The sequence below is a fragment of the Stenotrophomonas maltophilia genome, assembly GCF_039555535.1.
Lineage (GTDB): Bacteria > Pseudomonadota > Gammaproteobacteria > Xanthomonadales > Xanthomonadaceae > Stenotrophomonas > Stenotrophomonas maltophilia_Q.
Map to the genome: position 1 here is coordinate 2,198,856 of NZ_CP154630.1, position 26,039 is coordinate 2,224,894.

The window sequence follows — 26,039 nt, forward strand, 5'->3', positions numbered from 1 at the left end:
GCACCCGTTCGCGGTGCGGCAGGCCACAACCATGACCACGTCCGAACCCTCGCCGCGTCAGGCCAGGCAGGCGTTGCGCTGGGTGATACGGTGCAGTGCGGGTCCGCTGCCGGATCGCCAGCAACGAACCCTGCAGCGCTGGCTGCAGTCCGATCCGCGCCATGCGCTGGCATGGCGCCGGCAACAGGCCTTCTGGCAAGGGTTGGATGGCGCTGGGCCCGACGTACTGGCCGCGTTGCCCGGGTTGACGGCTGATCGCGAAGGGCTGCGTCCGCTCGCGCCGCGCCGCCGGCTGCCATGGCTGCTGGCCAGCGCTGCGGCGGTGGTGCTGATGGTTGCCGCTGCGCCACACGCGCTGCTGCTGGCACGCAGTGACCTGCGCAGCAGCGATGCACCGCGCGTGGTGCAGCTGGAGGACGGCAGCACCGCTGTACTCGACGCCGGCGCCGCACTGGCGATTGAATTCAATGGCCAGCAGCGCCGCCTTCGCCTGCTGCGCGGCCAGGCCTGGTTCCAGGTGGCGCACGAGGCGCGCCCGTTCCAGGTGGAGGCGGCGGGCGGGCTGGTCCGTGATATCGGCACTGCCTTCAGCGTGTCGAGGCTGGACACCACGGTCACCACCCGGGTCAGCGAAGGCGCGGTCGATGTGCGTCCGGGCGATGGCAGCGTGCAGCGCCTGCATGCCGGGCAGGCGCGCACGTTCCGCGACGGTCGCTGGCTGCAGCCGGTGCAGCTGGAGGATCCCGAGGCCATGGCGCCGTGGCGGCGTGGCGAGGTGGTGATCGACGATCAACCGGCCGCGCAGGCCATCGCCGATCTGGCGCGCTACCGTCGTGCCCCGGTGTGGGTGCTGGGCGGGCAGGGCGCACGCGTGCGGGTGAGTGGCCTGTTCCACCTGCAGCAACCGGAGACCGCCATCGATGCGGTTGCCGCGCAGGCGGGACTGCGCGTGCAGCGCCTGCCGGGCGGGGCCATGGTGCTGTGGTGATACGGCCCTGGCGCATGGACGAACCGGCCGCACGAAAAAAACATGAAAAAACCGTGGGCAGCCACTGTGCCCTGCTGTCTATAGAGGTATAGCCAGAGCGAAACACCGTTTTTCCTCAAGCCAGACACACCACCGGCACCGGATGTGCCCGTGGTCCCGCCCCGCTTGAGGAGTTCCTGTCCATGCCGTCCACGGCATCCGCCTGTCATCGTCGCGCCACCGTCCTGGCCCTGTCCATCTCCACCGCACTGCTGCCGCTGGCCTGGGTGCCGGTCGTGCACGCGCAACCGGCGATCGTCGCACCGGTGCGCCAGTACGCCATTCCGGAGCAACCACTGGCCGACGCGGTGCGTGCCTTTGGCCGCCAGGCTGATGTGCAGGTGGTGTTCCGCAGCGACATTGTGGAGGGCCGCCGCTCCAGTGCGGTGAGTGGCGAGTACAGCCAGATGCAGGCCCTGCAGCAGCTGCTGCGGGGCAGCGGCGTGCGCGCGCAGCGCGGCATGGACGGCACCTGGAGCCTGCGGGCCGCAGCGGAGGCGGGTGAGGGGGAAGGGGTACGGGTGACCGAGACACTGGACGTGGCCGGTCGCCTGCAGTCGGAAGGGGGAGAGGCCCGTGATCGGCGCGGCTACGATGATGTGTTCGCGCTGGACCTGACCACGGCGTATTCGGGGCGCGACCGGGTAGAGCGTTACCGCGGCTCCAACCCGGCCGATGTGGTCAAGGATCTGGTCGGCGTGTTCAGTGGCGATGCGCGCAACAGCGGCGCGCTGGACATCAACATCCGTGGCATCCAGGGGCCGGGGCGGGTGCCGGTCAGCATCGACGGTGGCGAACAGGCGCTTACGGTCTGGCGCGGCTACAACGGCGTCAGCAACCGCAACTACATCGATCCCAACCTGATTGGTGGCATCCAGGTCATCAAGGGGCCAGGGCTGGTGCGCGATGTGCACAGCGGGATCGGTGGCGCGCTGGTGATCAAGACCATCGATGTCGATGACATCGTTGCGGCCGGCGAGCGCTTCGGCGGGGAGCTGAAGATCGAAGGCAGCAGCAATGCCGTGGCGCCGCGCCTGCCACGCCTGCACACCGGCGAGGACTACCGCATCGTGCGGGGATTCCCGCAGGGCTCGCCGAACTCGCCCTATGACGACCGCACCCTGGTGGTGCCGGTGAAGTCGCGCAGCGGCAACAACCCCTTCAACGGCGAAGACCAGGCCTGGCGCCTGGCACTGGGCTACCGCGGCGATACCGTCGACCTGATGGCGGCCTACGCCTGGCGCAAGCGTGGCAACTACTTCTCCGGCAGCAAGGGAAGTGGCTACTACGACCAGGATCCGCGCGAGCAGTTCGAGTACCAGGGCATCGATTACATCACCACGCTGGCACGCTACTTCAAGCCCGGCGATGAAGTGCCCAATACCTCCAGCGAACAGGAGTCGTGGCTGGTCAAGGGTGGCTGGCAGATCAACGACGACCAGCAGCTGAAGGCCACCTGGCGGCGCACGCTGTCGCACTACGGCGAGATCATGCCCTCGCGCATCCTGTCCGCGCCGGATTACGGGCGCATCCAATGGCCGCTCAGCCGCGTCGCCTCCGATGCCTGGAACCTGGAGTACCGCTTCCAGCCAGCCGACAGCCGTTGGCTGGACCTGTATGCCAATCTATGGCGCACCGAGACGGACAGCGACACCTACACCGCAGGCGGCTTTCCGAACTTCGCGCCAGGCAACCCGGCGTGGAACCCGGACGCCAGCCCGATCCTGCGCAACACCGCGTTGGCCAATGCGCGCAACGACCGCACCGGCCTGACCCTGAGCAACCGCTTCGCGCTGCATTCCACCCTCGACCTGACCGTGGGTGGCAACTGGCAATACGAAAAGCTCGGCTCGCGTGACCCGTACTTCGGTCCCTCCGATGGCTGGCGCATGTACCCGCGCGCCGGCCGCCGCCAGGAAGGCGAGGGCTATCTGAACCTGGAATGGCGCCCGGTCGATTTCCTCACCCTCAATGCCGGCGTGCGCTACAGCCGGTACTGGGCGTTCGACGACTTTCTGCAGGCGCATCCGGAGCTGCTGACCAAGGGCGTGGGCAGCAGGGAGGCGACCTACCGGACCAACGAGCTGCCCGAGCGGCCGGCCAGTCTGCAGGCGGAGATCGACGCGCTCGAGGCCGAACGTGAGTTCTGGGAGAGTATCGGCATGGGTTCGGTGATCGACGATGCATTGCATGGCCTGCTGGCGTACTACGAGACGCCGCAGGCGGTGGAACACCGCATCGCCTGGCAGCCTGATGCCAGCGGCAACTACAGCCGTGCCACCAACCCCTGCCTCAATGGCCATGTGGCGGCGATTCCCGGTGCGCTGCCGCTCTACGCGGGCAGCGACCTGGTCTGCAGCATCGGCAGCACTCTGCAGTCGCGACCGGTGGATGGACGCAATGAACGCCGTCGTGACCATGCCTGGCTTCCCAGTTTCTCGGCCACGGTGAACCTTTCGCCGGCCGCACGCGTCTACCTGCGCTACAGCGAGGCGGCGCGCTTCCCGAGCATGTTCGAAAGCACCATCGCCTTCTCCAGCAGCCTCAACCCGCTGTATGCGCTCAAGCCGGAACACGCCTACAACTACGAACTGGGCTACGTGCACAACCTTTCCGGCCTGTTCGGCAACACCGCCGATGCCGACGTCAAGCTGGCCTATTACGTGCACAAGACCCGCAACGTGATCGAGCGTGATGCGTATTTCATGTTCGACAACATCGACAAGCAGACCATTCGCGGCATCGAGCTGCAGGCGCGCTTCGACAACCGGCGCTTCTTCACCGACCTGGGCATCACCCGCACGCTGGAAAACGAGGTGTGCGACGAAAGTGCGGCCGTGCTGCTGGACGCCAATCGTGGCCTGGTCCCGAACTGCGTGCAGGACGGCTTCGTCAGTGGCTACCTGCTGACCCAAGCGATTCCGAAGCTGTCGGTGAACCTGTCGCTGGGCACGCGCCTGTTCGATGAGCAGTTGGAACTGGGGAGCCGCATCGTCCACTACCAGCGCCACGAGAACCCCGATCTGCAGGCGTACCGCGACCGGCTGCTGGCCGGCGGCAGCAGCCTGCTGTGGCAGAACGTGCCGTTCACCTGGGGCAACATCACCACCGTCGACGCCTATGCGCGCTGGCGCTTCAACCAGCACGCCAGCGTCGAGCTGGTCGGCAGCAACCTCGGCAACCGCTACTACGTCGACCCGGCCACGCGCTCCACGCTTCCGGCGCCGGGCCGCACGATCAAGCTCGGCGTCACCGCGCGCTTCTGATGTATCCGTTTCACGTGTTGTACCCGTAGTTCCCTCAACCCAAGGAGCAATACCATGAAGATGATTTCCCGTTCGGTTCTCGCCGTTGCGGCAACCTTCGCCCTGGCCGGTTCCGCGCAGGCAGCCGATATCGTCGGCGCAGCCAGCCCGGTGACCGATGCCGAGCTGTACGTCGCCGTCGGTGAATCGCAGGTCAACGGCGGCCCGCACCAGGCTGGCAAGGCCGGCATCGGCGTCGGCACCGTCTCCGGCGCCCGCCGTGTCGACTTCCAGGGCCTGTCAGCGTACTCGGTGCCGACCACGGTCAACGGCACCACCGTGCGCACCGTGGCCATGCCGATCACCGGCGCGCCGGGCAGCCACTCGGGCATGGGCCACTTCAACTTCGTCAAGGTCGGCAGCGGCGATGTGTGGTTCGGCGAGTGGTCCAAGGATGGCGCCGCCGGTGGTTTCAACAACCGGCAGGTCTACTTCGTCGGTGATCGCGCCGGCACCACGCTGCCGGCCGGTGTGGCCACCTACAGCGTGGCGGGCCTGAACAAGTTCAACGGCAGCAACCTGCTGTCGGGCACCTTCCGCGCCAACTTCGGGAACGGCACGCTGCTCGGTGGCCTGACCGGTGGTGGCCTGGCAATCAACGTCAACGCCAACATCAGCAGCGCCAACGCCTCGTTCGCGGGCACCGCCACCGCCAACGGCAGCGTTGCCGGCACCACCCAGGGCCAGTTCTTCGGCGCCAACGCGGCCACCCTGGCCGGTATTGCCACCTTCAGCGGCAACAGCCAGTACGACACCGCCTTCGGCGGCAGCAAGAACTGATCGCCACGCCCCTGACGGGGCAGGGCAGGGACAAGCCGCGATCCGCCAGTCCCTGCTTCGGCCCGTTGCACGCCCCACCACGGATCGACCATGCGCCACCCCATCTTCCTACTCGTTCTGCTGCTGGCCGCCGCCGATGTGCGCGCCCAGCAGGACGATCTGCGCCGTGTGCTGGAACAGGGCAGCGAACTACTCCACCAGCGGCAGGACCAGCAACGCCTGCAGCAGGCCGAATCGCAACGGCCGACCATCACCATCGACGGTCAGACCCTGCGCGTGGAGCGCACCGTCGATGACCTCGGCCAGGCCTTGTACCTGTCGTTGCAGCACCAGCAATGGCAGGCCGCCGCCGCGTTCCTGGACGAATACATCGAGCTTTCCGGCCATGATCCACTGCTGCGCCACTATGCGCAGGGCGCGCTGGCCCGGGTGGCCGGCGATCATCATCGTGCGGCCCGTGAATACGAAGCGCTGTTGACCGCGCAGCCGGATTTTCTGCCAGCGCGACTGGAACTGGCGCGTGTCTTTGCCGAAGACCAGCGCGACCGCGAGGCCACGGGGCTGTTTCGCGCGATCGCCTCTGGCATCGATGGCGACGACCCTGCCACGGCCGGCGTGCGTGCGCGCGTCGACGGCTATCTGGCGGCGCTGCAGGCACGGCAACGCTGGAAGGGAGCGGTCGCGGCCGGGCCCGCCTGGAGCGACAACATCAACCGCAGCTCGGCCAGTCGCACCTGCCTGTTCGGCGTGGGCGACGCCTGCATCATCCAACGGAAACTGCCCGACGCCCAGCGCGCGGGGGGGCTCGACTACGACGCCAGCCTGGAACGGCGCTGGGTGCTGCGCGGGCATCATGGACTGTACGTACGCGGTCTCGCCTTCGGTCAGGCATGGCGCGGGCACAGTGCGTACAACGAGCTCAATGCCAACGTGCAGGCGGGTTACAGCTGGCGTAGTGCACGGCAGACCGTGATGCTCGCCCCCAGCTATGACTACCAGGGCCTGGGCAACCATGCGCTGCAGGGCGGCAGTGGCGTGCACGCAGAATGGCAGTACACCCTGGATGCACGCAGCCTGCTCAAGCTGGAGGCTGACTGGAAGCGCCAGCGCTATCGCCAGCACGGCCTGGCCAGCAACTACGATGGCGAGCTGGCGGCGGTGTATGCCACCTGGTTCCGCGCGCTCAATCCACGCTGGTCGGTCTTCGCCGGGTTGGATGTGACCGACAGCAACGCTGCCGACCCGGCCAACGGCTACTGCCAACGCGGTCTTCGGCTGGGCGTGGCACGCCAGTGGAGCGGCACCACCGCCACCGTGTTCGCCTCGTTGCGCGAGCGCGACTATGACGCGTGGAGCCCGCTGCTGGAAGCGCGTCGCCAGGACAGCGAGCAGAACCTGATCGCTATCGTCCGCAGCGAGCGCCTGGCCGTGGCCGGGCTGGTACCCAGCCTGAGCCTGCGCTACGCGCGCATCGACAGCAACGTCGGCTGGCTGTACAGCCACGACCGCAGCCTGCTCAGCCTGAAGTGGGAACGGGCCTTCTGAACGCGCCGTTGCAACGCGGCGGTGAACGTGCCGTGGTCGCGATCTTCATCCATCATCACGCGCTCTTGTAGCCCGGTTCGCGCATCCTGCGGGCGTTGCGGCAGAGGTGGGCCGCGTGTATCGAGGAGCGCCGGTCGTGCTGGAAGCGGGCAACAAACCAGAGGGCCTGAAAGGGCTGCGCGTACTGGTGGCGGAGGATGAATTCGCCATCGCGATGTTCCTGGTCGACTATCTGGAGCTTGAAGGCGCACAGGTGGTGGGGCCTGCCGGTGACCTGCAGGCGCTGGGGCAGCTGGTCGATACCCATCCCATCGATGTGGCATTGCTGGACATCAACCTGGGCGGTGAGCAGGTCTATCCGCTGGCCGATCGGCTGGCCGAGGCGGGTACGCCCTTCCTGCTGACCTCCGGTTACGACGACAACCTGCCCAGCCGCTTCGCCAGCGCGCCGCGCTGTACCAAGCCCTATCACATCGAAACCCTGGTGCAGCAGCTGGCCGGGCTGGTGGCGGCGCCGCAGGTCGCTGCGGGCATCGCCTGATTGCGCGGCATGTCGCGCCGTCCTGAAGGCATCCACGCCGCCAAGCTGCGTGGCCAGATGCCACCTGCACCGCAGCTGCATGTGCGCCACGATGGCATGGCCGCGCGCATCGCCCGCCACGACTGGTCATCCACGCCGTTGGGTGCCTGCGAGCAGTGGCCGCCCCACCTGCGCGCCACCGTCGACCTGATGCTGGCCCATGGTTTCCCGATGATCGTGCTGTGGGGTGAGCAGCTGGTGCAGCTCTACAACGATGGCTATGCCGAGATTCTGGCCGACAAGCATCCCGGCGGGCTCGGCCAGCCGACCCGCGAGTGCTGGCCCGAGGTCTGGCATATCAATGGACCGATCTACCAGCGCGTCTGGCAGGGCGAAACCATCACCTACGAGGACAAACTCTATCCCCTGGCGCGCCGCGGGCGGTTGGAGGATGTCTGGTTCACCATTACCTACAGCCCGATCCGTGGCGAGGAAGGGCGCATCAACGGCGTGCTCGTGACCATGTTCGAGACCACAGCGGCGCATGTGGCCCAATCGGCACGCGAGCGCGAAGAGCAGAAGCGGCGGGAGGCGGACCGGCGCCTGGCATTGGCCTTCAAGGTGCTGCCGGTGGGCGTCTGCATTGTCGACACCGAAGGGCGCCTGCAGCTGTCCAACGACCAGATGCGTGCCTATCTGCCCAGCGGCAAGGTGCCCTCCACGGATGAGGTGAACCTGCATCGCTGGCGTGGCTGGCATGCGGACGGCAGCGCCATCGGGCCGGAGGATTTCGCCATCGCCCGTGCGATGCGCGGCGAGACCGTGGTGCCGGGGCTGGAGTTCCAGTATCTGCATGACGATGGGCGCGCGCGCTGGACCCGGGTCGCGGCCGCGCCCCTGCGCGATGGCGACGGTGAGGTCAGCGGCGTATTTGCCATCGCCGTGGACATCGACGATCTCAAGCGTGCCACCGAGCGCCAGTCTGTATTGCTGGCCGAACTGCAGCACCGGGTGCGCAACATCATGTCGACCATCCATGCCATTGCCTGGCGGACCCGCGAGTCGGTCAGCAGCGTGGATGAATACGCTGAACGGTTGTGCGGGCGACTGATGTCGCTGGCACGCACGCAGAGCCTGCTGACCCGTGGCGCCAATGCCGGGGTCTGCCTGCGTGGCATGATCGATGAGGAGATCGCGGCGCTGAGGCCGGCAGCGGCCGCCTACCGCCTGCAGGGCGAGGACGTGTTGCTGCCGCCGAAGGCGGCCGAAGTGCTGTCCCTGGCGATCCACGAATTGGCGACCAACGCCCTGCGGCATGGCGCACTGAGCCATGAGGATGGCCGGATCGAGGTGACCTGGCACCTGCATGTGCAGGGCGGGCAGCCGTGGCTGGGGCTGCACTGGTGTGAACGCCATGCCGCTGTGGAAGACTGGGAGCTGCCCCGGCAGCGTGGGCTTGGCCGGGCGCTGATCGAGCAGCGCGTGCCCTATGAACTGGCCGGCAGCGGTGAACTGCGCTTCGACCCGCAGGGACTGGATGCCTGGATCCGCTTCCCGCTGCGCGAGCGTGACAGCCTGCTGCAGACCGATGCGCCGTGCGCTGCGGCGGACGGCTCCGGCAGGTAAAGGTTCATTTATATCCAATTTGACCAAATTGGGTATAGTGGCCATTATCCACCCTGCCCGGAGCCGTGCCATGACCCTGCCGCTGGATCTGCCTGGCCTCGAAAAGGCCCCCGCGTCGTCGGTGAAGACCCGCGGCTGGCCGAGCCTGATGCGCACCGTGCGCGAGAAGCAGGCGCTGGTCATCACCAACCACAATCATCCGGAAGCGGTGATCGTGGACATCCGCACCTATCAGGAGCTGCTGGCCAAAGCCGCCGGCAGTGATGCCGGTGAGCGCAGCGAAGAGCTGCTGCGCCTGCGCGGTGAATTCGACCAGACCCTGGCCAGCCTGCAGCGCGGGGAGGGGCTGGGCAAGGTTCTGGGCCAGCCGATCCGCCGCGGTCGCAAGGTCACCGTCGGCCGTCCGCTCTGACCGATGGGGCGGATCCTGGTGTTGGCCGGCGTCAACGGCGCCGGCAAGAGTTCGCTGCTTGGTACCTGGCTGGAAGCCGAAGGGCTGAGCTGGTTCAATCCTGATTCCTTCACCCGTCGCCTGGTGGAGGCCGGCTGGCCGCTGCCCGATGCCAATGCCGAGGCGTGGCAGGAAGGCACCCGCCGCCTGCGCCAGGCCATGGCCGATGGCACCGACTTCGCCTTCGAGACCACACTGGGCGGCAACACCATTCCGCGCCTGCTGCGCGAGGCCTGCGCCCAGCACCAGGTGGCGATCTGGTTCTGCGGGCTGTCGTCGGTGGAGCTGCACATTGCCCGCGTTGCAGCGCGGGTGGCGGCGGGCGGGCATGACATTCCGGCGGAGAAGATCCATGCCCGCTTCGACTCGGCGCGCGAGAACCTGCTAGACCTGCTGCCGCACCTGGCCGAACTGCATGTCTACGACAACAGCGCCCCGGCCGATGCCGAGGGCTGTGCCGAACCGCTGCCGGTACTGGCGATGGCCAATGGCCAGCTGCAGTACCCGGTCTCGGTGGCCGAACTGCTGCACACCCCGGACTGGGCCAAGCCTATCGTGATGCGCGCGATGGAGTTGAACACCTCCCGGTAGATCCACGCCATGCGTGGATGGCGTATCGCCGCTCCCTTGTAGCGCCGAGCCCATGCTCGGCTGAACACCCGAAAAGCAGCCGAGCGTGGGCTCGGCTCTACAGGGCCGGCTTCGCCTGCTCGGGCTCCGCACCCTCCGGCAACGGCGGCAACGCCGGGTCCACCGTCACGGGCACATCGCTCTTCAGCAACGCCGCGGCTTCCTTCTCGCTGCCCACCGCCGGCGGTGAGCCGCGCAGCGGCAGGCCGGCGGTCTCCTTCACGAACAGCATGGTCACCAGCCCGATCACCGCCGCGCCCATCAGGTAATAGGCCGGCACCAGCGGGTCGCCGGTGCGCTCCACCAGCCATGCGGTCACCAGCGGCGTGGTGCCACCGAACAACGACACCGACACATTGAAGGCAATCGAAAGCGCGCTGTAGCGCACCGGCGTATAGAACAGCGCCGGCAGCGTGGACGGCATCGAACTGGTGAAGCACACCAGCGCCAGGCCCAGCAGCATCAGGCCCAGGAAGATCAGCCAATCGTTGCCGCTGCCCACCAGCAGCAGGCAGGGCACGGCCAGCACCAGCAGCGCGATGCACGCGCCGATGATCATCGGCCGACGGCCGAGCCGGTCACTGAACAAGCCGCCGACGATGTTCAACGGCATCATCACCAGCATCACGATGATGATCAGCAGCAGGCCCTTGCTCTCGGCATAGCCCATGGTCACGCTGAGGTAGCTGGGCATGTAGGTCAGCAGCATGTAGTCGGTGACGTTGAACACCAGCACCAGGCCCATGCATACCAGCAGCTGGCGACCGTGCACCTGGAACAGTGCGCCCAGCCCGGGACGATCGTGCTCGCGCTTCTCGGCTTCCTCGGCGAAGGCGCGGAACGCCGGGGTTTCCTCCAGTTTCATGCGCATGTACAGGCCGAGCAGGCCGAGCGGACCGGCCACCAGGAATGGGATGCGCCAGCCCCAGTCCAGCATCTGCTCGCTGTTCAGCACCATGTGCAGTGCGGTCACGGTGCCCGCGCCGGCGATGTAGCCGCCCAGTGTGCCGAACTCCAGCCAGCTGCCCATCAGGCCGCGGTTGCGGTCGGTGGAGTACTCGGCGATGAAGGTCGCCGCACCGCCATATTCACCGCCGGTGGAAAAGCCCTGCACTACGCGCGCGAGCAGCAACAGCACCGGGGCCCATATGCCGATGCGCTCGTAGGAAGGAATCAGGCCGATGGAGAAGGTGCCGAGCGCCATCAGGATCATGGTGAACGCCAGCACCTTCTGGCGGCCATAGCGATCGCCCAGCGGGCCGAATACCAGGCCACCCAGCGGCCGGACCAGGAACGCCACGGTGAATGTCGCGAAGGCAGCGATCACCTGTGCAGTGGGATTGCTGGACGGGAAGAACACCTGGCCGATGGTGACGGCCAGATAGCCGTAGACACCGAAGTCGAACCACTCCATGGCATTGCCCAGTGCGGCGGCACCGACGGCGCGCTTGAGCATGGGCTTGTCGACGACGGTGATCTCGTCGACCTTCAGGTGGCGGCGGCGCTTGAACCAGCCGAAATGGGCATGTGCCTCGGGCGTGTCCTGCATGGGGGCTCCCTTGGAGATGTGGAATGGGAAAGGCAGCACGCGTGGATGCACGCGCACGGCAAAGCACCGCCGTTGCGGCGGAAACATGGCAACGCGACTACGGCGGCGCAGTCAGCGGCCGGGAATCACAGCGATGCGGGAAGTGGCAGGCGAAGTGCCTGCGGGCGTCATCCGCCAGGATCCAGCGCGAGGCGGTGGATGGGCGGAGCAGAAACATGCGTGGCAAGCGAAGCGCCGGTCGGCAGTGCTTTCCACGTAACAGGTGCGCCCGTCACGTAGTGGGTCGTGTCGATCATCGGTTCATCATAACGGCACGCGCGTGAGCGTGCAGCGAAGCGGACTGATCTGCATGCTGTGTTCCACCGTGCTTGTTCATCTTCACGGCGGTGATGACATGCGTTGAACGGAATCTGGCCGCACTGCTCACACGTCGCCCTCTACGTTGGAGGCGAACGCAACAGAGAAGGAGCATCGCATGACCCGTCGCATTCCCGAAGGTACGCTCGTGGTTGTCGCCGATGGTGGCTCGGCCCGTGTATTCACCAACGTTGGCAGTGATCACCAGCTGGCCTTGAAGCAGGAGGGCGAACTGCGGCTGCAGGACATCAGCGAGCAGGGCGTTTCCGGGCAGGGACCGGCCGGTGCGGTGCCGAAGGACATGTCCATCTCCCAGCTCAACGAAGCCACGTTTGCCAAGCAGGTGGCCGAGCAGCTCAACGATGATGCGTTGAACAACCGCTACGCACACCTGGTGCTTGTGGCCGACCCGACCACGCTGGGACGCATCCGCCCGCTGCTGCACAAGGAGACCCAGGCACGCTTGCTGGGTGATATCGCCAAGGACCTGACCAATGCACCGCTGGCGGATATCCAGAAAGCAGTTGCAGCCTGATCCTGCCGGTTCTGCCACAGCGGTTGTGGGGCCGAGCCCAGGTTCGGCCCCACGGTGAAGCGTTCACCAGCTGTAACTGACACCCAGCTGCGCACTGGTCTGGTGGAAGCCACTGGCCTTCTGCAGCGACAGACCGCCCCAGGCGCCCACGCCGTTGGCGAACTTCAACGACGCACCGGCACTGAACTCGCCGCGATTACGCGGAATGCGCGCGTCCACCACCTCATCGTCCATGCGGATCTGCGATTCGCTTCGGGTATGCAGCCAGTTGGCGGCCAGGTACGGCTGTACATCGGTGGTGCCGCTGCCCCATCGGGTCACCCCGGACAGGCGCACCCCCGCACGGCCGAACAGGCCATCGGCATTCTCGGCACTCACCACCGTACCGTTGGTTTCGGCGTGGCGGTAGCTGTCCCAGCGGCTGTAGCCCACCTGCAGCTGCGGCTCCAGATAGATGCCACCATGGCTGGCGCCACCCACGCGGAACGCATAGCCGGTCTCCACCGCACCCTGCCAGGCGCGGCTGGCATAGCGCTCGGTGTCCAGGCCGATGCCTTCCACACGGTTGCGGAACTGTGCGCGCTGCACCGAGCCATCCACGTAGAAACCGGCATACGGGTCGCCATCGTTGCCGCCGCGCCAGGTGCCGTACACGCCCAGGGCTTCGCCCTTCACCTTGCCGCGCGCGTAGTAGCCGGTCAGTTCATTGGTGGAGGTGCTGGTGGCATTGCCGCTGGACAGCATCACGCCTACGCTGCTGCCTGAATCGTGACGCCATAGATCGGCACCGACGGTCAGCGCCTGGCTGTTACCGCGGATGTCAAGCTGGCGGCTGATCGCATCGAAGCCATTGCGGGAGCCATCCACGCGCGCCCAGGCACGGCCTGCGTTCTGGCCGGCATGGCGGTCGTGATAGCCAATGCGGAACATGGTCTGCGCGGCCTGCAGGTTGGCCAGGTAGGCGCCCGGTTCGGGACGCAGCACCGGGTCCGGATCCGGGCCGGGCAGCACCGGGTTGCATTCGGGCAGCGTCGGGTCGGTTTCGCACGGGTCCGGCTGGGTCGGAAGCTGCGAACGCAGGTACCAGTTGCCATCGGCCCCTGTGCCTTTGAACAGGAAGTACTCGTACTGCCCGCCCACGGCACGACCGGCCAGGTTGAACTGGCCATTGGAGGCGCCACCGACCGAGATCAGCTCGATGCCTTGGCGGGTCTGCGCACCGGCACCACCCACGTTGTTCACGCGCACGTTCGCAGTACCAACGGTGTCGCCCTCGATGACCAGCCTGTCAGTGGCGGCACTGTCATCGGCCAGCACGGTGTTGAACACGATCGTGCCATCGTTGCCGATGAAGTCTCCGGCCACGGTGAGGGTGTTGAACGTGCTGCCATCGCCGAGCGACACCGTGCCATTGCCCAGGTCCAGACGGCCCAGGGAGGAATCGCCGTTCATGACCCAGGTGGATGCATCCAGCGCGAGGCTGCTGACGTTGCTCATCGCCCCGGTCAGGCGTGCCTGGTTCTGCAGGCGAACGTGAGTGGTGGCTCCTGCGCCGCTGACGATGTCACCGGCCAGCACGCTGTCGTCCACGGTCAAGCTGACATCGACGTCACCGTTGGTGTCCAGCAGCACGCCGTTGCCCGCCGAGACCGTCGTACCATTGCGGAGCACGATGTCTGCGCCGAACTGCGCCGGGGTCACCCACTCGGTGACATGGATGGCCGAGCCGGTTGAGCTGGCCAGATGCGAGCCGTCGACCGACAACAGGCTCCTGCCCGGAGAAGGGCCGCCGGATCCCCGTGGGTCATTGGTGATGGTCACTGCGTGATCGTCACCCTGGACCAGGCTGCCGCCACTGACGCTTGCCTGAGCGGTACGACGGAAGCTGATTCCCGCTGAACCAAACAGGCTGGAGCCGGATGCCGTCACCCGGGAACCCACAAGACTGAGAATCCCTCCCTCGGTAAGGCGGATCGCATCGCCACTGCCGTTGAACTCGGAATTCATGGCCTGCAGCTCTGAACCCGAGTGCACGATGGCTGCAGCGCCGGATGAGTTGTTAACCAGCGCACTATTGAAGGTTCCAACCGAGCCATCGCTCAGCTGTGCGGTGCCGCTGATGGACGCGCCGTTGACCTGCAGTCGGGAGCCGTTCCCTGCGGTTATGTCTCGTGTCGTCGCGCCCGGCGCGAGCATCAATGTGGCGCCGTTCAGTGTCCAAGCCTCTACAGGATCGCCCGCGTTCACCGTGGCGGACTCACCGGGGATGAGGTTTCCCGCCTGGGCGGACAGTGTGATGCAGAGTGCACTGGCAATTCCCAGGGCGAGCGAACTGCGGACTGAAATGGACATGGCAGACTCCTGTTGATGAGCATTGGTGGCGCGGCCGCATTCACGTTGCTGAGGTGAATAAGACGCGCGCGGAGGGTGAAGGTTGTGTGACCGCGTGGGGCTGCGTGGCAGCGATAAATGGATGAGACCGGATCTCGGTCGGGTTCCGACCCGCCTGCCGCTTTCATCCTTGCTGCTCCATAACGGTCATGGCAGGAGTGTGCTGCCGGCCATTGGATCGATCCATGCAACTTGTTGCATACGATCCCGCCATAGGGTGTCGCTTTCGGAACCATTCAGCTGCAGCGCAACATGCCGCCACGCATGGCCGGTGCTAGCATCCAGTCACCATCTGAATCGATCCAAATGCCGATGACCAGGTTGCACTGTCGTCTCCTGATTGCCTTCGCCGCTACCGCGATGCTTGCCTCTGGTGTGGCCCTTGCGGCCACGCCGAAAACTGCCGCCGAACGTGCCTATGCCGCGGTCGATCCGTTCATCGGTACCGGCGGGGAGGGGCACACGTACCCGGGCGCGACGGTTCCGTTCGGCATGGTCCAGCTCAGCCCGGATACGCGCATCCAGCCGCGCGAGAAGGCCTATGGCTGGGCAGCCGGGTACCGCTACGACGACAGCAGCATCGTCGGCTTTTCGCACACGCATTTCTCCGGCACCGGCCACTCCGACCTGGGTGACATCCTGGTAATGCCGTTCACCGGCAACCCCGGGCTGGAGCGCGGCGACCCGGAAAAGCCGCGCAGCGGCTACGCGTCGCGTTTCCGCCATGACGATGAGAATGCCGAGCCGGGCTACTACGCGGTCACCCTGGACGACTACAAGGTGCGTGCCGAGCTGACCACAAGTGCGCGCGTGGGCGTGCACCGCTATTCGTTCCCGAAAGGCGCCGACGCCAAGGTGCTGCTGGACATGCGCACCAGCATGTACGACTACCCGGGCAAGATCCTGTGGTCGCGGGTACGGGTGCGTTCCGATGGCACGGTGACCGGCTTCCGAGAGACCCGCGGTTGGGCCGCCGGCCGCCAGCTGTACTTTGCGATGCGCTTCTCGCGCCCGCTGTCGGGCCACGAACTGCACAACACCGAGCAGGACATCGTCTACAAGGGCTTCGCGCCCCCCGGTGAGAAGGACCCGAAGCAGCGTGCGCAGATCGAGGGCCGCCAGCTGGTCGGTACCTTCGCATTCGGCAAGCTGGATGCACCACTGGTGGTCCAGGTCGCGATCTCGCCGGTCAGCGAAGTCGGCGCCATTGCCAACCTCGACGCGGAAGTGGCCGACTTTGATTTCGATCGCGTGCGTGCGCAGGCGAAACAGGAATGGACGCAGGCGCTGTCTGTGCTCGATATCGATGCGCCCGAGCACGCGCGCCGCAGCGCATATACCGCGCTGTACCACACCCTGCTGGGCCCGACGCTGTTCATGGATGCCGATGGCCAGTACCGCGGGCCGGACAATGCGGTGCACAAGGCTGATGGCTTCACCCACTACTCCACGTTCTCGCTCTGGGACACCTACCGCGCGCTGCATCCGTTGCTGACCCTGGTGCAGCCGGAAAAGCGCAACAGCGACTTCATCAATTCGATGCTGGCCCACCATGAGCACAGCCCCTACGGCATGCTGCCGGTGTGGTCGTTCCATGGCCTGGAGGACTGGTGCATGATCGGCTACCACGCGGTGCCGGTGATCGCCGATGCCTACGTGAAGGGCATCCGTGGCTTCGACGCCGACAAGGCACTGAAGGCGATGGTGGAGACCGCCAATTACGGCCCGTATGACGGTATCGCGCAATACCGCGAATTCGGCTATGTGCCGATCGACGAAGAAGGCGAGGCCGCCAGCAAGACGCTGGAGTACGCCTTCGACGACTGGACCATCGCGCGCATGGCTCAGGCGATGGGCAAGACCGATGTGGCGGCGACCTTCGACAAGCGTGCCGGCAACTGGCGCAATGCCTTCGACAAGGACACCGGCTTCATGCGCGCGCGCAAGCGCGATGGCAGCTTCCGCACACCGTTTGATCCGAGCGCCAGTGGCTATGGCACCGACTACACCGAAGGCAATGCCTGGCAGTATTCGTGGTATGTGCCGCAGGACGTGGCTGGACTGGCTGCAGCACATGGCGGCAGTGACAAGCTGCTGGCGCGCCTGGATGAAGTGTTCAATGCAAAGGTTGATCCGTCCATCTTCGAGCACATGGAAGACATTACCGGCCTGATCGGCTGGTATGCGCACGGCAACGAGCCAAGCCACCACGTGGCCTACCTCTATTCGTACGCCGGTCAGCCCTGGCGCACGCAGGCGCGCCTGAAGCAGATCATGGACACCCAGTACGCCGATCGCCCCGATGGCCTGGCCGGCAATGACGACGTGGGCCAGATGTCGGCGTGGTACGTGTTCACCGCGCTGGGTTTCTATCCGGTGGCGCCAGGTTCGGGCGAGTACATCCTGGGCCGTCCGTTCCTGCCGAAGACCGCGATGCGTCTTCCGAACGGGAAGACCTTCACCATCGTGGCCGAGGGGTTGGACGACGCGCATACCTATGTGGGCAGTGTGAGCCTCAATGGCAAGCCGCTGCAGCGCACGTTCCTGCGCCATGACGAGATTCTGGGCGGTGGCGAACTGCATTTCACCATGCAGGCCGAGCCGAACAAGGATTGGCCGGGGCAGGGCGCACAGGCACCGTATTCGATGAGCCGGTGATGCGATCCTGGCAGGTGCCAACCTTGGTTGGCACACGGGACGTCAACGGCGCCAAACAAGGTTGGCGTCTACCCAAGCACCGCGCCAACGGCAGCCGAGCGTGGGTTCGGCTCTACAGGGCAGGTTCGGCAACGGTCAGGTGAACCGCAATCCCACCCGCGCGCCACCGATCGGTGCCGTATCAATCACCATAGCCGCGCCGTGCCGTTGCGCGATCTCGGCCACGATCGCCAGCCCCAATCCACACCCATCGCCTTCGCTGCTCACGCGGTAGAAGCGTTCCGTGACACGGCCGCGCTCGGCCTCGGCGATGCCGGGGCCATCATCGTCCACCCACACTTGCACGCGGTCGGCATCCTGCTGCACACCCAGCGTGATCACGCCGCGCACTGCGCCATAGCGCAATGCGTTGTCCAGCAGGTTGCCCAGTGCCTCGCGCAACAGCTGCGGGTCACCCTGCACCGGCACCCCGTCATCGGGCCCGTCGTAACCCAGGTCCACGCCTGCGGCCAGTGCCCGGTCGGCGTAGCGCTCCACGACGCCACGCGCCAATCCGGCCAGTTCCACCGCCTGCAACGGCAGCGCACCGCCGTGCGAATCCTCGGAACGGCTGAGCATCAACAGCTGGTTCACCAGATGCTGCAGCCGCGCCAACCCCGCCAGCGTGCCGGACAAGGCCAGTTGCTGCGCCTGCGGATCATGCTGGCGCAATGAGCTTTCGAGTTCGACCTGCATCGCCGCCAAGGGCGTGCGCAGCTGGTGCGCGGCATTGCTGACGAAACGTCGCTGCGCAGCCTGCATGGCGTCCAGGCGTTGCAGCAGCGCGTTGTAGGCCTCCACCGCAGGCCACAGTTCGCGCGGCGCTTCCTGCGCCGGTTCCAGCGGCGCAAGCGGATCCGGCCGCGGGCTGGCCAATCGCCGCGCGACCTGGTTGGCGTGCCGGGCGGCGGCGCCGGTGCCCGACCAGGCCAGCCATGCGGCCAGTGCCAGGATCGCGGTCTGGAACGGGATGCTGGTCATCAGCAGCTTGCGTTCCAGGCGATGGCGCTTGCGCAGCGTTTCGGCCACGCGCAGGCGGATGTCATGGCCTGGCCCGGCGCTGACCACCACTTCCACCATGCGCACCGCCTGGCCGCGCAGGCGTGCGTCGTAGTAGACCGCGTCGTTGCCATCGGCGGCGACCGTTGGGCGCGGCAATGCTCCGGGCAGATCGCCATACAGGCGCCCGCCCGCGGCGTCGACTACCTCGCCATGCACTTCGTCGGCGGTGTCCCAGGTGAACATGCGCGAGACCGCCGGCGTGATCTCGATGGAAACTTGGTCGTCCTGCACCTTCACCAGTTCGGACAACGACATCGCCGAGTCCAGCAGCCAGCGGTCGTAGACCTGGCCGGCATAGAAGCGGGCCAGCGCGAACGAGCCGACCGCGCTGCACAGCATCAACACCAGCAGCGGCAGCCACAGGCGACGCAGCAGCAGGCCGCGAAGGCTGTGCACTCGCTCAGTCACCACCGGCCTCCAGGCGGTAGCCGAGGCCGCGCAGCATGCGGACGCCAACGCCGGCACGCGCCTGTTCCAGCTTGCGGCGCAGGCGGCTGACATGCACCTCGATCACCGACAGGTTGGCTTCGTGGTCCCAGCTGTACAACGCATCGAACAGGCGCTGCTTGGTGACAGTGCGACCGGGATGCTGCATCAGGGCATCGACCAGCGCCAGCTCGCGCGCGGTCAGTTCGATGCGCTGGCCATCCACCTGTACTTCATTGCGGATGCTGTCGAAGCACAGGCGCCCGAGCCGCTTCTGCGCCGGCGCGTCGCTGCGCCGGCGTGACAACGCGCGCAGGCGTGCTTCCAGCTCACCCAGTGCGAACGGCTTGGCCAGGTAATCGTCGCCACCCCGGTCCAGCCCAAGGATGCGGTCCTCCACGCCGTCGCGTGCCGTCAGGATCAGCACCGGCAGGGTGACGCCATCGTTGCGCAGCCGCGACAGCAGGTCCAGGCCATCGACGTCGGGCAGCGAGAGGTCCAGCACCATCACGTCATACGGTGCGCTGGCCAACGCTGCGGGCGCGTGCAACCCGCGCGAAAGGTGGTCGCATAGATGACCGGCGCCCTGCAGGGCGCGGATCAGTCCATCGGCCAGAGCGGCATCGTCTTCGATCAGCAGGATTCGCATTGCAAGCTTCGTGCAAGGTTGGGGCAAGTTTGGCGCAAGTGCATCACCTTACCGTGACGCGCATGAACTTCACCTCTTGTCTCGTGGCCGTACTCGCCACTCTTTGGTGCGCGCCCTCGGCTTCGGCGTTGTCCCTGCAGGAAGCACAGCGTGCAATGGAAGCACACAACCCGGACCTGCGCGCGGCGGCGCTGGAACTACGCGGGGCGCAGGGCGATGCGCAGACAGCGGCATTGCGCCCGGCCACCGAGCTGTCGATCGGCACCAGCAAGATCAGCCCCAAGCAGGGCATCGGCCCCGGGCGCTGGCAGGACAAGCGGATGGACAGCACCGTGGGCCTGGGCTGGACCTGGGAACGCGGTGGCAAGCGCGCATTGCGCGTCCGCCAGGCGGAAGCGCTGCTGGAGGTGGCCGGGCTGGAGATGCTGGATACCCGGCGCCGACAGCAGGTGGCGCTGCATGAAGCCTACTTCGGCCTGAAGGGCGCACAGGAGCGGGCGCAGATTGCCGATGCCAACCGCCAGAGCTCGGCCGAGCAGATGGCGGCGGCGGCCAAGCAGGTTGCTACCGGCGCGATGGCGCCGGTGGATCGCGCGCGGCTTGCGGTGGACGACCTGGCCGTCGCCGACGCGGCGCGCGAGGCGGCCCTGGATCTGCGCGATGCGCGGCATGCGCTGGGCCTGCTGCTCGGCAGCGACGACAACCACGACCTCACTGCCGATGACCCCTGGCCGGATGCCAACAGCGTGGCCGATGTGCGCGCGTTCGACCCGCTGCAGCGCGCCGATCTGCGTGCGGCGCGTTCGCGCCTGGCCGCCGCCGACGCTGGTGTGGCACTGGCGCGCAGCGAGCGCCATCGCGACATCCAGCTGGGCGTGGAAGCCGAACGCGAGCCGACCGACATCAGCGGTGTGACCTGGGGTGTGTCGTTGACCATTCCACTGGGTAGCCCATCGCGTGCACGCGGCGCGATCCAGCGTGCCGAGGCTGACCGTGACAGCGCAGCGTTGGAGCTGCAGGTGCTGCAGCGCGAAGCGCGGGCCGAGCTGGACCAGTTGCAGGCCGGCGCGCAGTCCGCCGCGCAACGGCGCACCGAGTACGAAGGCCTGCACGCCGACGCCGCGCGCAAGGCGGTGCAGGGCATCGAACTGGCCTACCGCCGTGGTGCCGCCAGCCTGACCGATCTGCTGGATGCGCGCCGCAGCTGGCGCGACTTCGAAGCTGCACTGATCGACGCGCGTGCCGACCATGCCATTGCCCTGGCGCGCTGGGAAGCGGCCACATCCGTTGTTGAAGGAGAGTCCCGATGAAGTCCATCGTCGCCCATCGCCCACGGGCGCGACATGCTGTGCTGCCAGCGCTGCTGGCGCTGGCCCTGCTGAGCGGCTGTGGCCGCGAGCCGGCGTCCTATGCCGAGGGCGCGCCGCAGGTCAGCGCCAGCCAGATCCAGTTTCCCGCCGACAGTCGCCAGCTGGATGTGCTGCGCAGTGAAGCGGTGACCGCTGGCGCCAGCAGCAGCCTGCAGCTGCCGGGTCGGGTGGCCTGGGACGAAACGCGCTCCAGCGCACTGCACACCCCGCTGCCGGGGCAGGTCGCGCGCATCGAGGCGCAGCCGGGGCAGAGAGTGAAGGCAGGGCAGGTGATCGCCTGGATCACCTCGCCGGAGTTCGGCCAGGCCCAGGCCGAGGGCGCGCGTGGCCGTGCCGAACTGCAGCAGGCACGCAAGGAGCTGGAGCGCACCCGCGAGCTGCACGCCGCGGGTGTGGCGTCGGGCCGTGAACTGGATGAAGCCGAAGCGAACTTCGCTGGCAGCCAGGCTGATCATGCGCGTGCGACCGCCTTCGCCAGGGCCTACGGCAATGGCCAGCGCGTCGACCAGCGCCTGCCGCTGCGCGCGCCCATTGATGGCGTCCTGGTGGAGCGGCGGATGAGCCCGGGAATGTCGGTCAGCCCCGACAGTGAACAACCATTGGCGGTGATCGGCGATCCGGACCGCCTGTGGTTGCTGCTGGACATTCCCGAAAGCATGGCAGGGCGGCTGAAGGCCGGCATGCCGGTCAGCGTGTCGGGCGCAGATGGCCAGCCGCTGCAGGCGACCCTGCAGCATGTGGACGATTTCGTCGACAGCGATCGCCGCGTGGTGCAGGCACGCGCCGAACTGGACAACCGGGCTCGCGCATTCAAGGCCGGCCAGTACGTGCGTGCGCAGGTGGCGTTGCCGGCCGAGGGCGGCGTGTCGCTTCCGGATGCGGCGGTGCTGCTGATCGACGGCAAGCAGGTGGTGTTCGTGGAGGAAGGCAAGGGCCGCTTCGTGCGCCACGCCGTGCATGCTGAAGAGCTGGGTGACGGCCGCCTGTGGGTGCGTGAAGGCCTGGCGGCGGGCAGCAGGGTGGTCGTCGAGGGTGGCCTGCTGCTGCAGCAACTGGTCGACAGCGCGCCGGCCGCCGCCAGCGCCGGCACGGGGCATGCCGCCCCATGATCGATCGCCTGATTGCCTATTGCCTGCGCCAGCCGCTGATGGTGATGCTGGCACTGCTGCTGTTCATCGGCGCTGGCATTGCCGCGTTCCGAGTGCTGCCGGTGGAGGCCTTCCCGGATGTGTCCGACACCCAGGTGACGGTGGTGTCGCTGCATCCCGGCCGTGCCGCCGAGGAGGTGGAACGCGAGGTGACCATGCCGCTGGAAGTGGCACTGTCCGGTATACCGCATTCGGTGCGGGTGTTCTCGCACACCCAGTTCGGCCTGTCGATGATCATCCTGTCCTTCGACGACAAGGCCGATGACTATTTCGCGCGCCAGCAGGTGCTGGAACGCCTGCAGGGCGTGGAGCTGCCGGAAGGGGTAACCCCGGAGCTGGAGGCGATGAGCTCGGCGGTGGGGGAGATCTATCGCTATGTGCTGAAAGGCCCGCACATGACGCCGACCCAGCTGCGTACCGTGCAGGAATGGACGATGGAGCGCAGCCTGCGCACTGTTCCCGGCGTGGCCGATGTGATCAGCTTCGGTGGCTTCGCACGCACCTTCCAGGTCAAGCCGGACCTGGACAAGCTGCGTGACCGCGGCATCAGCCTGGGTGAGTTCGCCGAGGCGCTGGAAAAGGGCAGCTCGAATGCGGGAGGCGGCTATGTGGAACGCGGGCAGCAGCAGTTCCTGATCCGTGGCGTGGGCCTGATGCGTTCGCCGGCCGACATTGGCAACGTGGTGGTGGCACAGCGCAGTGGTACGCCGATCCTGGTGCGTGATCTGGCCAGCATCGCCGATACCGGCCTGCCGCGGCAGGGCCTGGTCGGCCAGGACGACAACGATGACGCGGTGTTCGGCATGGTGCTGATGCGCAAGGGCGAGAACCCGTCCGACGTGCTCGACGCCCTGCATTCGCGCATCGCCGAGATCGAAGCGAACCAGCTGCCGGCCGGGATGAGCATCGAGCCGTTCTATGACCGCTCATGGCTGGTCTCGACTACGCTGAAGACCGTGTTCCGCAACCTGCTGGAAGGTGCAGTGCTGGTGTTCCTGGTGCTGTGGCTGTTCCTGTACAACGCCCGCGCCGCGCTGATCGTGGCAACAATGATGCCGCTGGCGTTGCTGTCCACCTTCCTCGGCCTGCACCTGTGGGGCGTGCCGGCCAACCTGCTGTCGCTCGGTGCGATGGACTTCGGCATCATCATCGATGGCGCGGTGATCGTGACCGAGCACATCGTTTCGCGACTATCGAAGCTGCCGCCCAACGCCGACAGGAAGACACGCTTCTCGACCATCCTGTCGGCGGCATCCGAAGTGGGGCGACCGACGTTCTTCTCGATGATGATCATCATCGCCGCGCACATCCCGATCTTCACTCTGCAGCGCCAGGAGGGTCGCATGTTCGCGCCGATGGCGTACTCGGTGACCTCGGCGCTGATCGGTGCCTTGATCCTGGCGTTGACCGTAGTGCCGCTGTTCTGCTTCTGGTGGCTGCGGCGCGACCGCATGCGTGACGGCAATCCGCTGATGGATCGCCTGACCGGATGGTACAAGCCGGTGCTGGAGCGCGCCCTGGCGCGACCGCGCGCGGTGGTGCTGACCGCGGTGGCGCTGCTGGTCGCCACCCTGGCGCTAGGCACGCGGTTGGGTTCGGAGTTCCTGCCGGAGCTGGACGAGGGTTCGATCTGGCTGACCGCCACGCTCGACCCCAGTACCAGCCTGGCCGAGGCACAGCAGCAGTCGCGGCGCATCCGCGAGCTGGTCGGCAGCTTCCCGCAGGTGTCGACGGTGGTGGCCAAGCTCGGCCGACCGGAAGACGGCTCCGATGCCAAGGGCGCCAACCAGATCGAGGCACTGGTAGCACTGAGACCAGAGAAGGAGTGGCCGAAGGGCGTGGACAAGCGGCAGCTCGTGAGTGACCTGCAACGCACCTTGGAGCAACGCATTCCGGGCCCGGAGTTCTCGATCTCGCAGCCGGTGCGCGACAACATCCTGGAGAGCATTTCGCAGATCAAGGGCCAGGTGGTGATCAAGGTCAGCGGCTCGGACCTGGAGGTGCTGAACCGGCAGGCGCAGGCCATCCTGGCCCAGGTGCGCGGCGTGGAGGGCGTGGAGAGTGCCTTCATCGACCGTGATGGCTCGCTGCCGCAGCTGCAGATCGAGATCGATCGCGACCGTGCCGCGCGCTACGGCCTGAACGTGCGGGACGTCGACGAGGTGATCGAGACCGCGCTGGGCGGACGTCAGGTGGGCGAGCTGTGGGAGGGCGACCGCAAGTTCCCGATCACGCTGCGACTGGACGACGCCGACCGTGACCTGCAGCGCCTGCGCACGGTGCCGGTGGGCATCGGCGATGGCCATACGGTGACGCTGTCCGACGTGGCCGACTTCCGCATGGCCAGTGGCGCGATCAATATCTCGCGTGAGAACGCACAGCGGGTAAAGGCGGTCAGCATCTTCATCGCCGGGCGTGACATGGGCAGCGTGGTGGCCGACATGCGCAAGCGCGTGGATGCGAACGTGCAGCTGACGGAGGGTTACCGGCTGGAGTGGTCCGGTGAATTCGAGAACCAGCAGCGCGCGATGAAGCGGCTGGGCTGGGTGATTCCACTGTCGGTGCTGATCATCTTCGTGTTGCTGTTCGATGCCTTCAAGGACATCAGCAGCGCCGCGCTGATCCTGGCCAACGTGCCGTTGGCGATGATCGGCGGCATCCTGGCGCTGTGGCTGACCGGCATTCCGCTGTCGGTGTCGGCGGCGATTGGATTCATCGCCCTGTTCGGGCAGGCGGTACTGAACGGGGTGGTGATGCTCAGTCGATTTGCCCAGCTGCGCGAACAGGGCATGGACCTGCTGCAGTCGGTGGTACAGGGCTCGCTGCAGCGCCTGCGCACGGTGCTGATGACCGCGCTGCTGGCGATGTTCGGCCTGCTGCCGATGGCCACCTCGCACGCGATCGGTGCCGAGACCCAGAAGCCGCTGGCGGTGGTGGTGATCGGCGGCCTGCTGTCGGCGATGCTGCTGACCCTGCTGGTGCTGCCCACGCTGTACTACTGGGTGCATCGCCGCCGCGAGGCCCGTTCCGCCTGACCACACTGTGGAGCCGAGCCCGTGCTCGGCTGGTCGTGGCGCGAAGACCAGAAGCAGCCGAGCACGGGCTCGGCTCTACAGGGGCTCCACGGGCTGCGTGGATACGATGGGCTGCCACGGGTTCCCAGCCAGATCCACGACATGCGTGGATGCCCTCCGCGCGATCTACGCCATCCCGCCGTTGGCGCGCAGCACCTGGCCGTTGATCCACCCGCCATCGGGGCTGGCCAGGAACCCGACCGCACCTGCGATGTCCTCGGGCGTACCCAGCCGTTCCAGGGGATTCAGCTTGGCCAACCGCTCGATCAGCTCCGGCGATTTTCCCTCCAGGAACAGGTCGGTGGCGGTGGGGCCCGGTGCCACTGCGTTCACGGTGATGTTGCGCCCGCGCAGCTCCTTGCTGAGGATCGCGCCCATCGTCTCCACCGCCGCCTTGCTGGCCGCGTACACGCTGTAGTTCTCCAGCTTGATGCCGACCACGCTGGTGGACAGGGTGATCAGCCGGCCACCGTCGCGCACGCGTCGCGCGCTTTCACGCAGCACATTGAAGGCGCCCTTGAGGTTGATGCCGATCACCCGCTCGAACAGGGCGTCGTCGGTGTCGGCCAGTGGTGCCAGCTGCAATACGCCGGCGCTGTTGACCACCACGTCGATGCCGCCGAAACGGGCTTCGATGGCATCGAACAGCCGCCGCACCGCCTGCGGATCGGCGACATCGGCCTGCAGTGCGATGGCCTGCGCGCCGGCTGCATTGAGTTCGGCAGCCAGCGCCTCGGCGTCGTCACGGCGCCCGGCATAGTTGATCGCGACCGCGTGGCCATCGGCCGCGAGCCGACGTGAGATGGCGGCGCCGATACCGCGGGAGCCGCCCGTGACCAGGGCGACGCGGCGGACGGGGGGAGTAGGCATGGTGGATTCCAGCGGGGCACGCCGGAG

Annotated in this window: 18 protein-coding genes; 13 read left to right on the top strand and 5 right to left on the bottom strand. The window is 66.9% G+C overall.

The genetic code is table 11. The features are described from left to right. Positions 1-31 precede the first annotated feature (31 nt). The 8 genes from AASM09_RS10165 (at position 32) to AASM09_RS10200 (ending at position 9,845) form a co-directional block, all read left to right on the top strand. Positions 32-988 (top strand): FecR family protein, encoded by a 957-nt coding sequence (locus AASM09_RS10165; RefSeq protein WP_049430246.1) that lies wholly within the window; start codon positions 32-34, stop codon positions 986-988. Between the two features lie 182 nt (positions 989-1,170). Continuing rightward, positions 1,171-4,293, top strand: coding sequence for a TonB-dependent receptor (locus tag AASM09_RS10170; RefSeq protein WP_049430248.1), 3,123 nt, complete (start codon positions 1,171-1,173; stop codon positions 4,291-4,293). A 54-nt stretch (positions 4,294-4,347) separates the two neighbouring features. Further along, positions 4,348-5,112, top strand: a complete 765-nt coding sequence (locus AASM09_RS10175; protein ID WP_049430250.1) for a Slam-dependent surface lipoprotein — start codon at positions 4,348-4,350, stop codon at positions 5,110-5,112. 90 nt (positions 5,113-5,202) lie between these two features. After that, complete coding sequence (locus AASM09_RS10180) at positions 5,203-6,657, top strand: surface lipoprotein assembly modifier (protein ID WP_049430251.1); 1,455 nt, start codon at positions 5,203-5,205, stop codon at positions 6,655-6,657. Positions 6,658-6,793: 136 nt separating this feature from the next. Next, entirely contained in the window at positions 6,794-7,198 is a 405-nt protein-coding gene (locus AASM09_RS10185) for a response regulator (protein WP_049430253.1), read from the top strand. Positions 7,199-7,207: 9 nt separating this feature from the next. Further along, the gene (locus AASM09_RS10190; protein ID WP_049430256.1) at positions 7,208-8,803 is read left to right on the top strand and encodes a sensor histidine kinase; all 1,596 of its coding nucleotides are present in this window, start codon (positions 7,208-7,210) and stop codon (positions 8,801-8,803) included. A gap of 70 nt (positions 8,804-8,873) precedes the next feature. Next, a complete protein-coding gene (locus AASM09_RS10195; protein WP_049430257.1) occupies positions 8,874-9,215 on the top strand; it encodes a type II toxin-antitoxin system prevent-host-death family antitoxin in 342 nt (113 codons plus the stop codon). Between the two features lie 3 nt (positions 9,216-9,218). Further along, a complete protein-coding gene (locus AASM09_RS10200) occupies positions 9,219-9,845 on the top strand; it encodes an AAA family ATPase (protein WP_100443837.1) in 627 nt (208 codons plus the stop codon). A 97-nt stretch (positions 9,846-9,942) separates the two neighbouring features. Here the strand turns inward: AASM09_RS10200 and proP are convergent, their stop codons facing one another. Continuing rightward, complete coding sequence (gene proP / locus AASM09_RS10205) at positions 9,943-11,433, bottom strand: glycine betaine/L-proline transporter ProP (protein ID WP_049426853.1); 1,491 nt, start codon at positions 11,431-11,433, stop codon at positions 9,943-9,945. Positions 11,434-11,908: 475 nt separating this feature from the next. Here proP and AASM09_RS10210 point away from each other — a divergent pair, with 475 nt between their 5' ends. Further along, on the top strand, positions 11,909-12,325 hold the full coding sequence (locus AASM09_RS10210) for a host attachment family protein (RefSeq protein ID WP_010485385.1): 417 nt from the start codon (positions 11,909-11,911) through the stop codon (positions 12,323-12,325). A 63-nt stretch (positions 12,326-12,388) separates the two neighbouring features. Here AASM09_RS10210 and AASM09_RS10215 read toward each other — a convergent pair whose 3' ends face one another. Then, positions 12,389-14,332 carry an autotransporter outer membrane beta-barrel domain-containing protein gene (locus tag AASM09_RS10215; RefSeq protein WP_238378703.1) on the bottom strand — a complete coding sequence of 648 codons (1,944 nt, stop codon included), beginning with the start codon at positions 14,330-14,332 and terminating at the stop codon, positions 12,389-12,391. A 690-nt stretch (positions 14,333-15,022) separates the two neighbouring features. Between AASM09_RS10215 and AASM09_RS10220 the strand changes: the two genes are divergently transcribed. Continuing rightward, positions 15,023-17,374, top strand: a complete 2,352-nt coding sequence (locus tag AASM09_RS10220; protein WP_049426855.1) for a GH92 family glycosyl hydrolase — start codon at positions 15,023-15,025, stop codon at positions 17,372-17,374. A gap of 135 nt (positions 17,375-17,509) precedes the next feature. Here AASM09_RS10220 and AASM09_RS10225 read toward each other — a convergent pair whose 3' ends face one another. Both AASM09_RS10225 and AASM09_RS10230 read right to left on the bottom strand, forming a co-directional pair. Beyond that, positions 17,510-18,883: a sensor histidine kinase gene (locus tag AASM09_RS10225; RefSeq protein WP_049426856.1), complete on the bottom strand. Its 1,374-nt coding sequence runs from the start codon at positions 18,881-18,883 to the stop codon at positions 17,510-17,512. Further along, on the bottom strand, positions 18,876-19,550 hold the full coding sequence (locus AASM09_RS10230) for a response regulator (RefSeq protein WP_049426858.1): 675 nt from the start codon (positions 19,548-19,550) through the stop codon (positions 18,876-18,878). Before AASM09_RS10230 ends, AASM09_RS10225 begins: the two co-directional genes overlap by 8 nt. A gap of 62 nt (positions 19,551-19,612) precedes the next feature. Between AASM09_RS10230 and AASM09_RS10235 the strand changes: the two genes are divergently transcribed. The 3 genes from AASM09_RS10235 to AASM09_RS10245 are packed head-to-tail and all read left to right on the top strand — an operon-like array spanning position 19,613 to position 25,103. Next, complete coding sequence (locus tag AASM09_RS10235) at positions 19,613-20,860, top strand: TolC family protein (RefSeq protein WP_049426860.1); 1,248 nt, start codon at positions 19,613-19,615, stop codon at positions 20,858-20,860. Then, a complete protein-coding gene (locus AASM09_RS10240) occupies positions 20,857-22,029 on the top strand; it encodes an efflux RND transporter periplasmic adaptor subunit (protein WP_049426861.1) in 1,173 nt (390 codons plus the stop codon). Before AASM09_RS10235 ends, AASM09_RS10240 begins: the two co-directional genes overlap by 4 nt. Next, entirely contained in the window at positions 22,026-25,103 is a 3,078-nt protein-coding gene (locus AASM09_RS10245) for an efflux RND transporter permease subunit (RefSeq protein ID WP_100443838.1), read from the top strand. Before AASM09_RS10240 ends, AASM09_RS10245 begins: the two co-directional genes overlap by 4 nt. Before the next feature lie 165 nt (positions 25,104-25,268). Here AASM09_RS10245 and AASM09_RS10250 read toward each other — a convergent pair whose 3' ends face one another. After that, the gene (locus tag AASM09_RS10250) at positions 25,269-26,012 is read right to left on the bottom strand and encodes an SDR family oxidoreductase (RefSeq protein WP_049426827.1); all 744 of its coding nucleotides are present in this window, start codon (positions 26,010-26,012) and stop codon (positions 25,269-25,271) included. Positions 26,013-26,039: the final 27 nt, after the last annotated feature.

Coding starts and splice junctions, on each gene's coding strand:
- AASM09_RS10165 (WP_049430246.1), top strand. CDS start 32: ATGACCACGTCCGAACCCTCGCCGCGTCAGGCCAGGCAGGCGTTGCGC.
- AASM09_RS10170 (WP_049430248.1), top strand. CDS start 1,171: ATGCCGTCCACGGCATCCGCCTGTCATCGTCGCGCCACCGTCCTGGCC.
- AASM09_RS10175 (WP_049430250.1), top strand. CDS start 4,348: ATGAAGATGATTTCCCGTTCGGTTCTCGCCGTTGCGGCAACCTTCGCC.
- AASM09_RS10180 (WP_049430251.1), top strand. CDS start 5,203: ATGCGCCACCCCATCTTCCTACTCGTTCTGCTGCTGGCCGCCGCCGAT.
- AASM09_RS10190 (WP_049430256.1), top strand. CDS start 7,208: ATGTCGCGCCGTCCTGAAGGCATCCACGCCGCCAAGCTGCGTGGCCAG.
- AASM09_RS10195 (WP_049430257.1), top strand. CDS start 8,874: ATGACCCTGCCGCTGGATCTGCCTGGCCTCGAAAAGGCCCCCGCGTCG.
- AASM09_RS10200 (WP_100443837.1), top strand. CDS start 9,219: ATGGGGCGGATCCTGGTGTTGGCCGGCGTCAACGGCGCCGGCAAGAGT.
- proP (WP_049426853.1), bottom strand. CDS start 11,433: ATGCAGGACACGCCCGAGGCACATGCCCATTTCGGCTGGTTCAAGCGC.
- AASM09_RS10210 (WP_010485385.1), top strand. CDS start 11,909: ATGACCCGTCGCATTCCCGAAGGTACGCTCGTGGTTGTCGCCGATGGT.
- AASM09_RS10215 (WP_238378703.1), bottom strand. CDS start 14,332: ATGAATTCCGAGTTCAACGGCAGTGGCGATGCGATCCGCCTTACCGAG.
- AASM09_RS10220 (WP_049426855.1), top strand. CDS start 15,023: ATGCCGATGACCAGGTTGCACTGTCGTCTCCTGATTGCCTTCGCCGCT.
- AASM09_RS10230 (WP_049426858.1), bottom strand. CDS start 19,550: ATGCGAATCCTGCTGATCGAAGACGATGCCGCTCTGGCCGATGGACTG.
- AASM09_RS10235 (WP_049426860.1), top strand. CDS start 19,613: ATGAACTTCACCTCTTGTCTCGTGGCCGTACTCGCCACTCTTTGGTGC.
- AASM09_RS10240 (WP_049426861.1), top strand. CDS start 20,857: ATGAAGTCCATCGTCGCCCATCGCCCACGGGCGCGACATGCTGTGCTG.
- AASM09_RS10245 (WP_100443838.1), top strand. CDS start 22,026: ATGATCGATCGCCTGATTGCCTATTGCCTGCGCCAGCCGCTGATGGTG.
- AASM09_RS10250 (WP_049426827.1), bottom strand. CDS start 26,012: ATGCCTACTCCCCCCGTCCGCCGCGTCGCCCTGGTCACGGGCGGCTCC.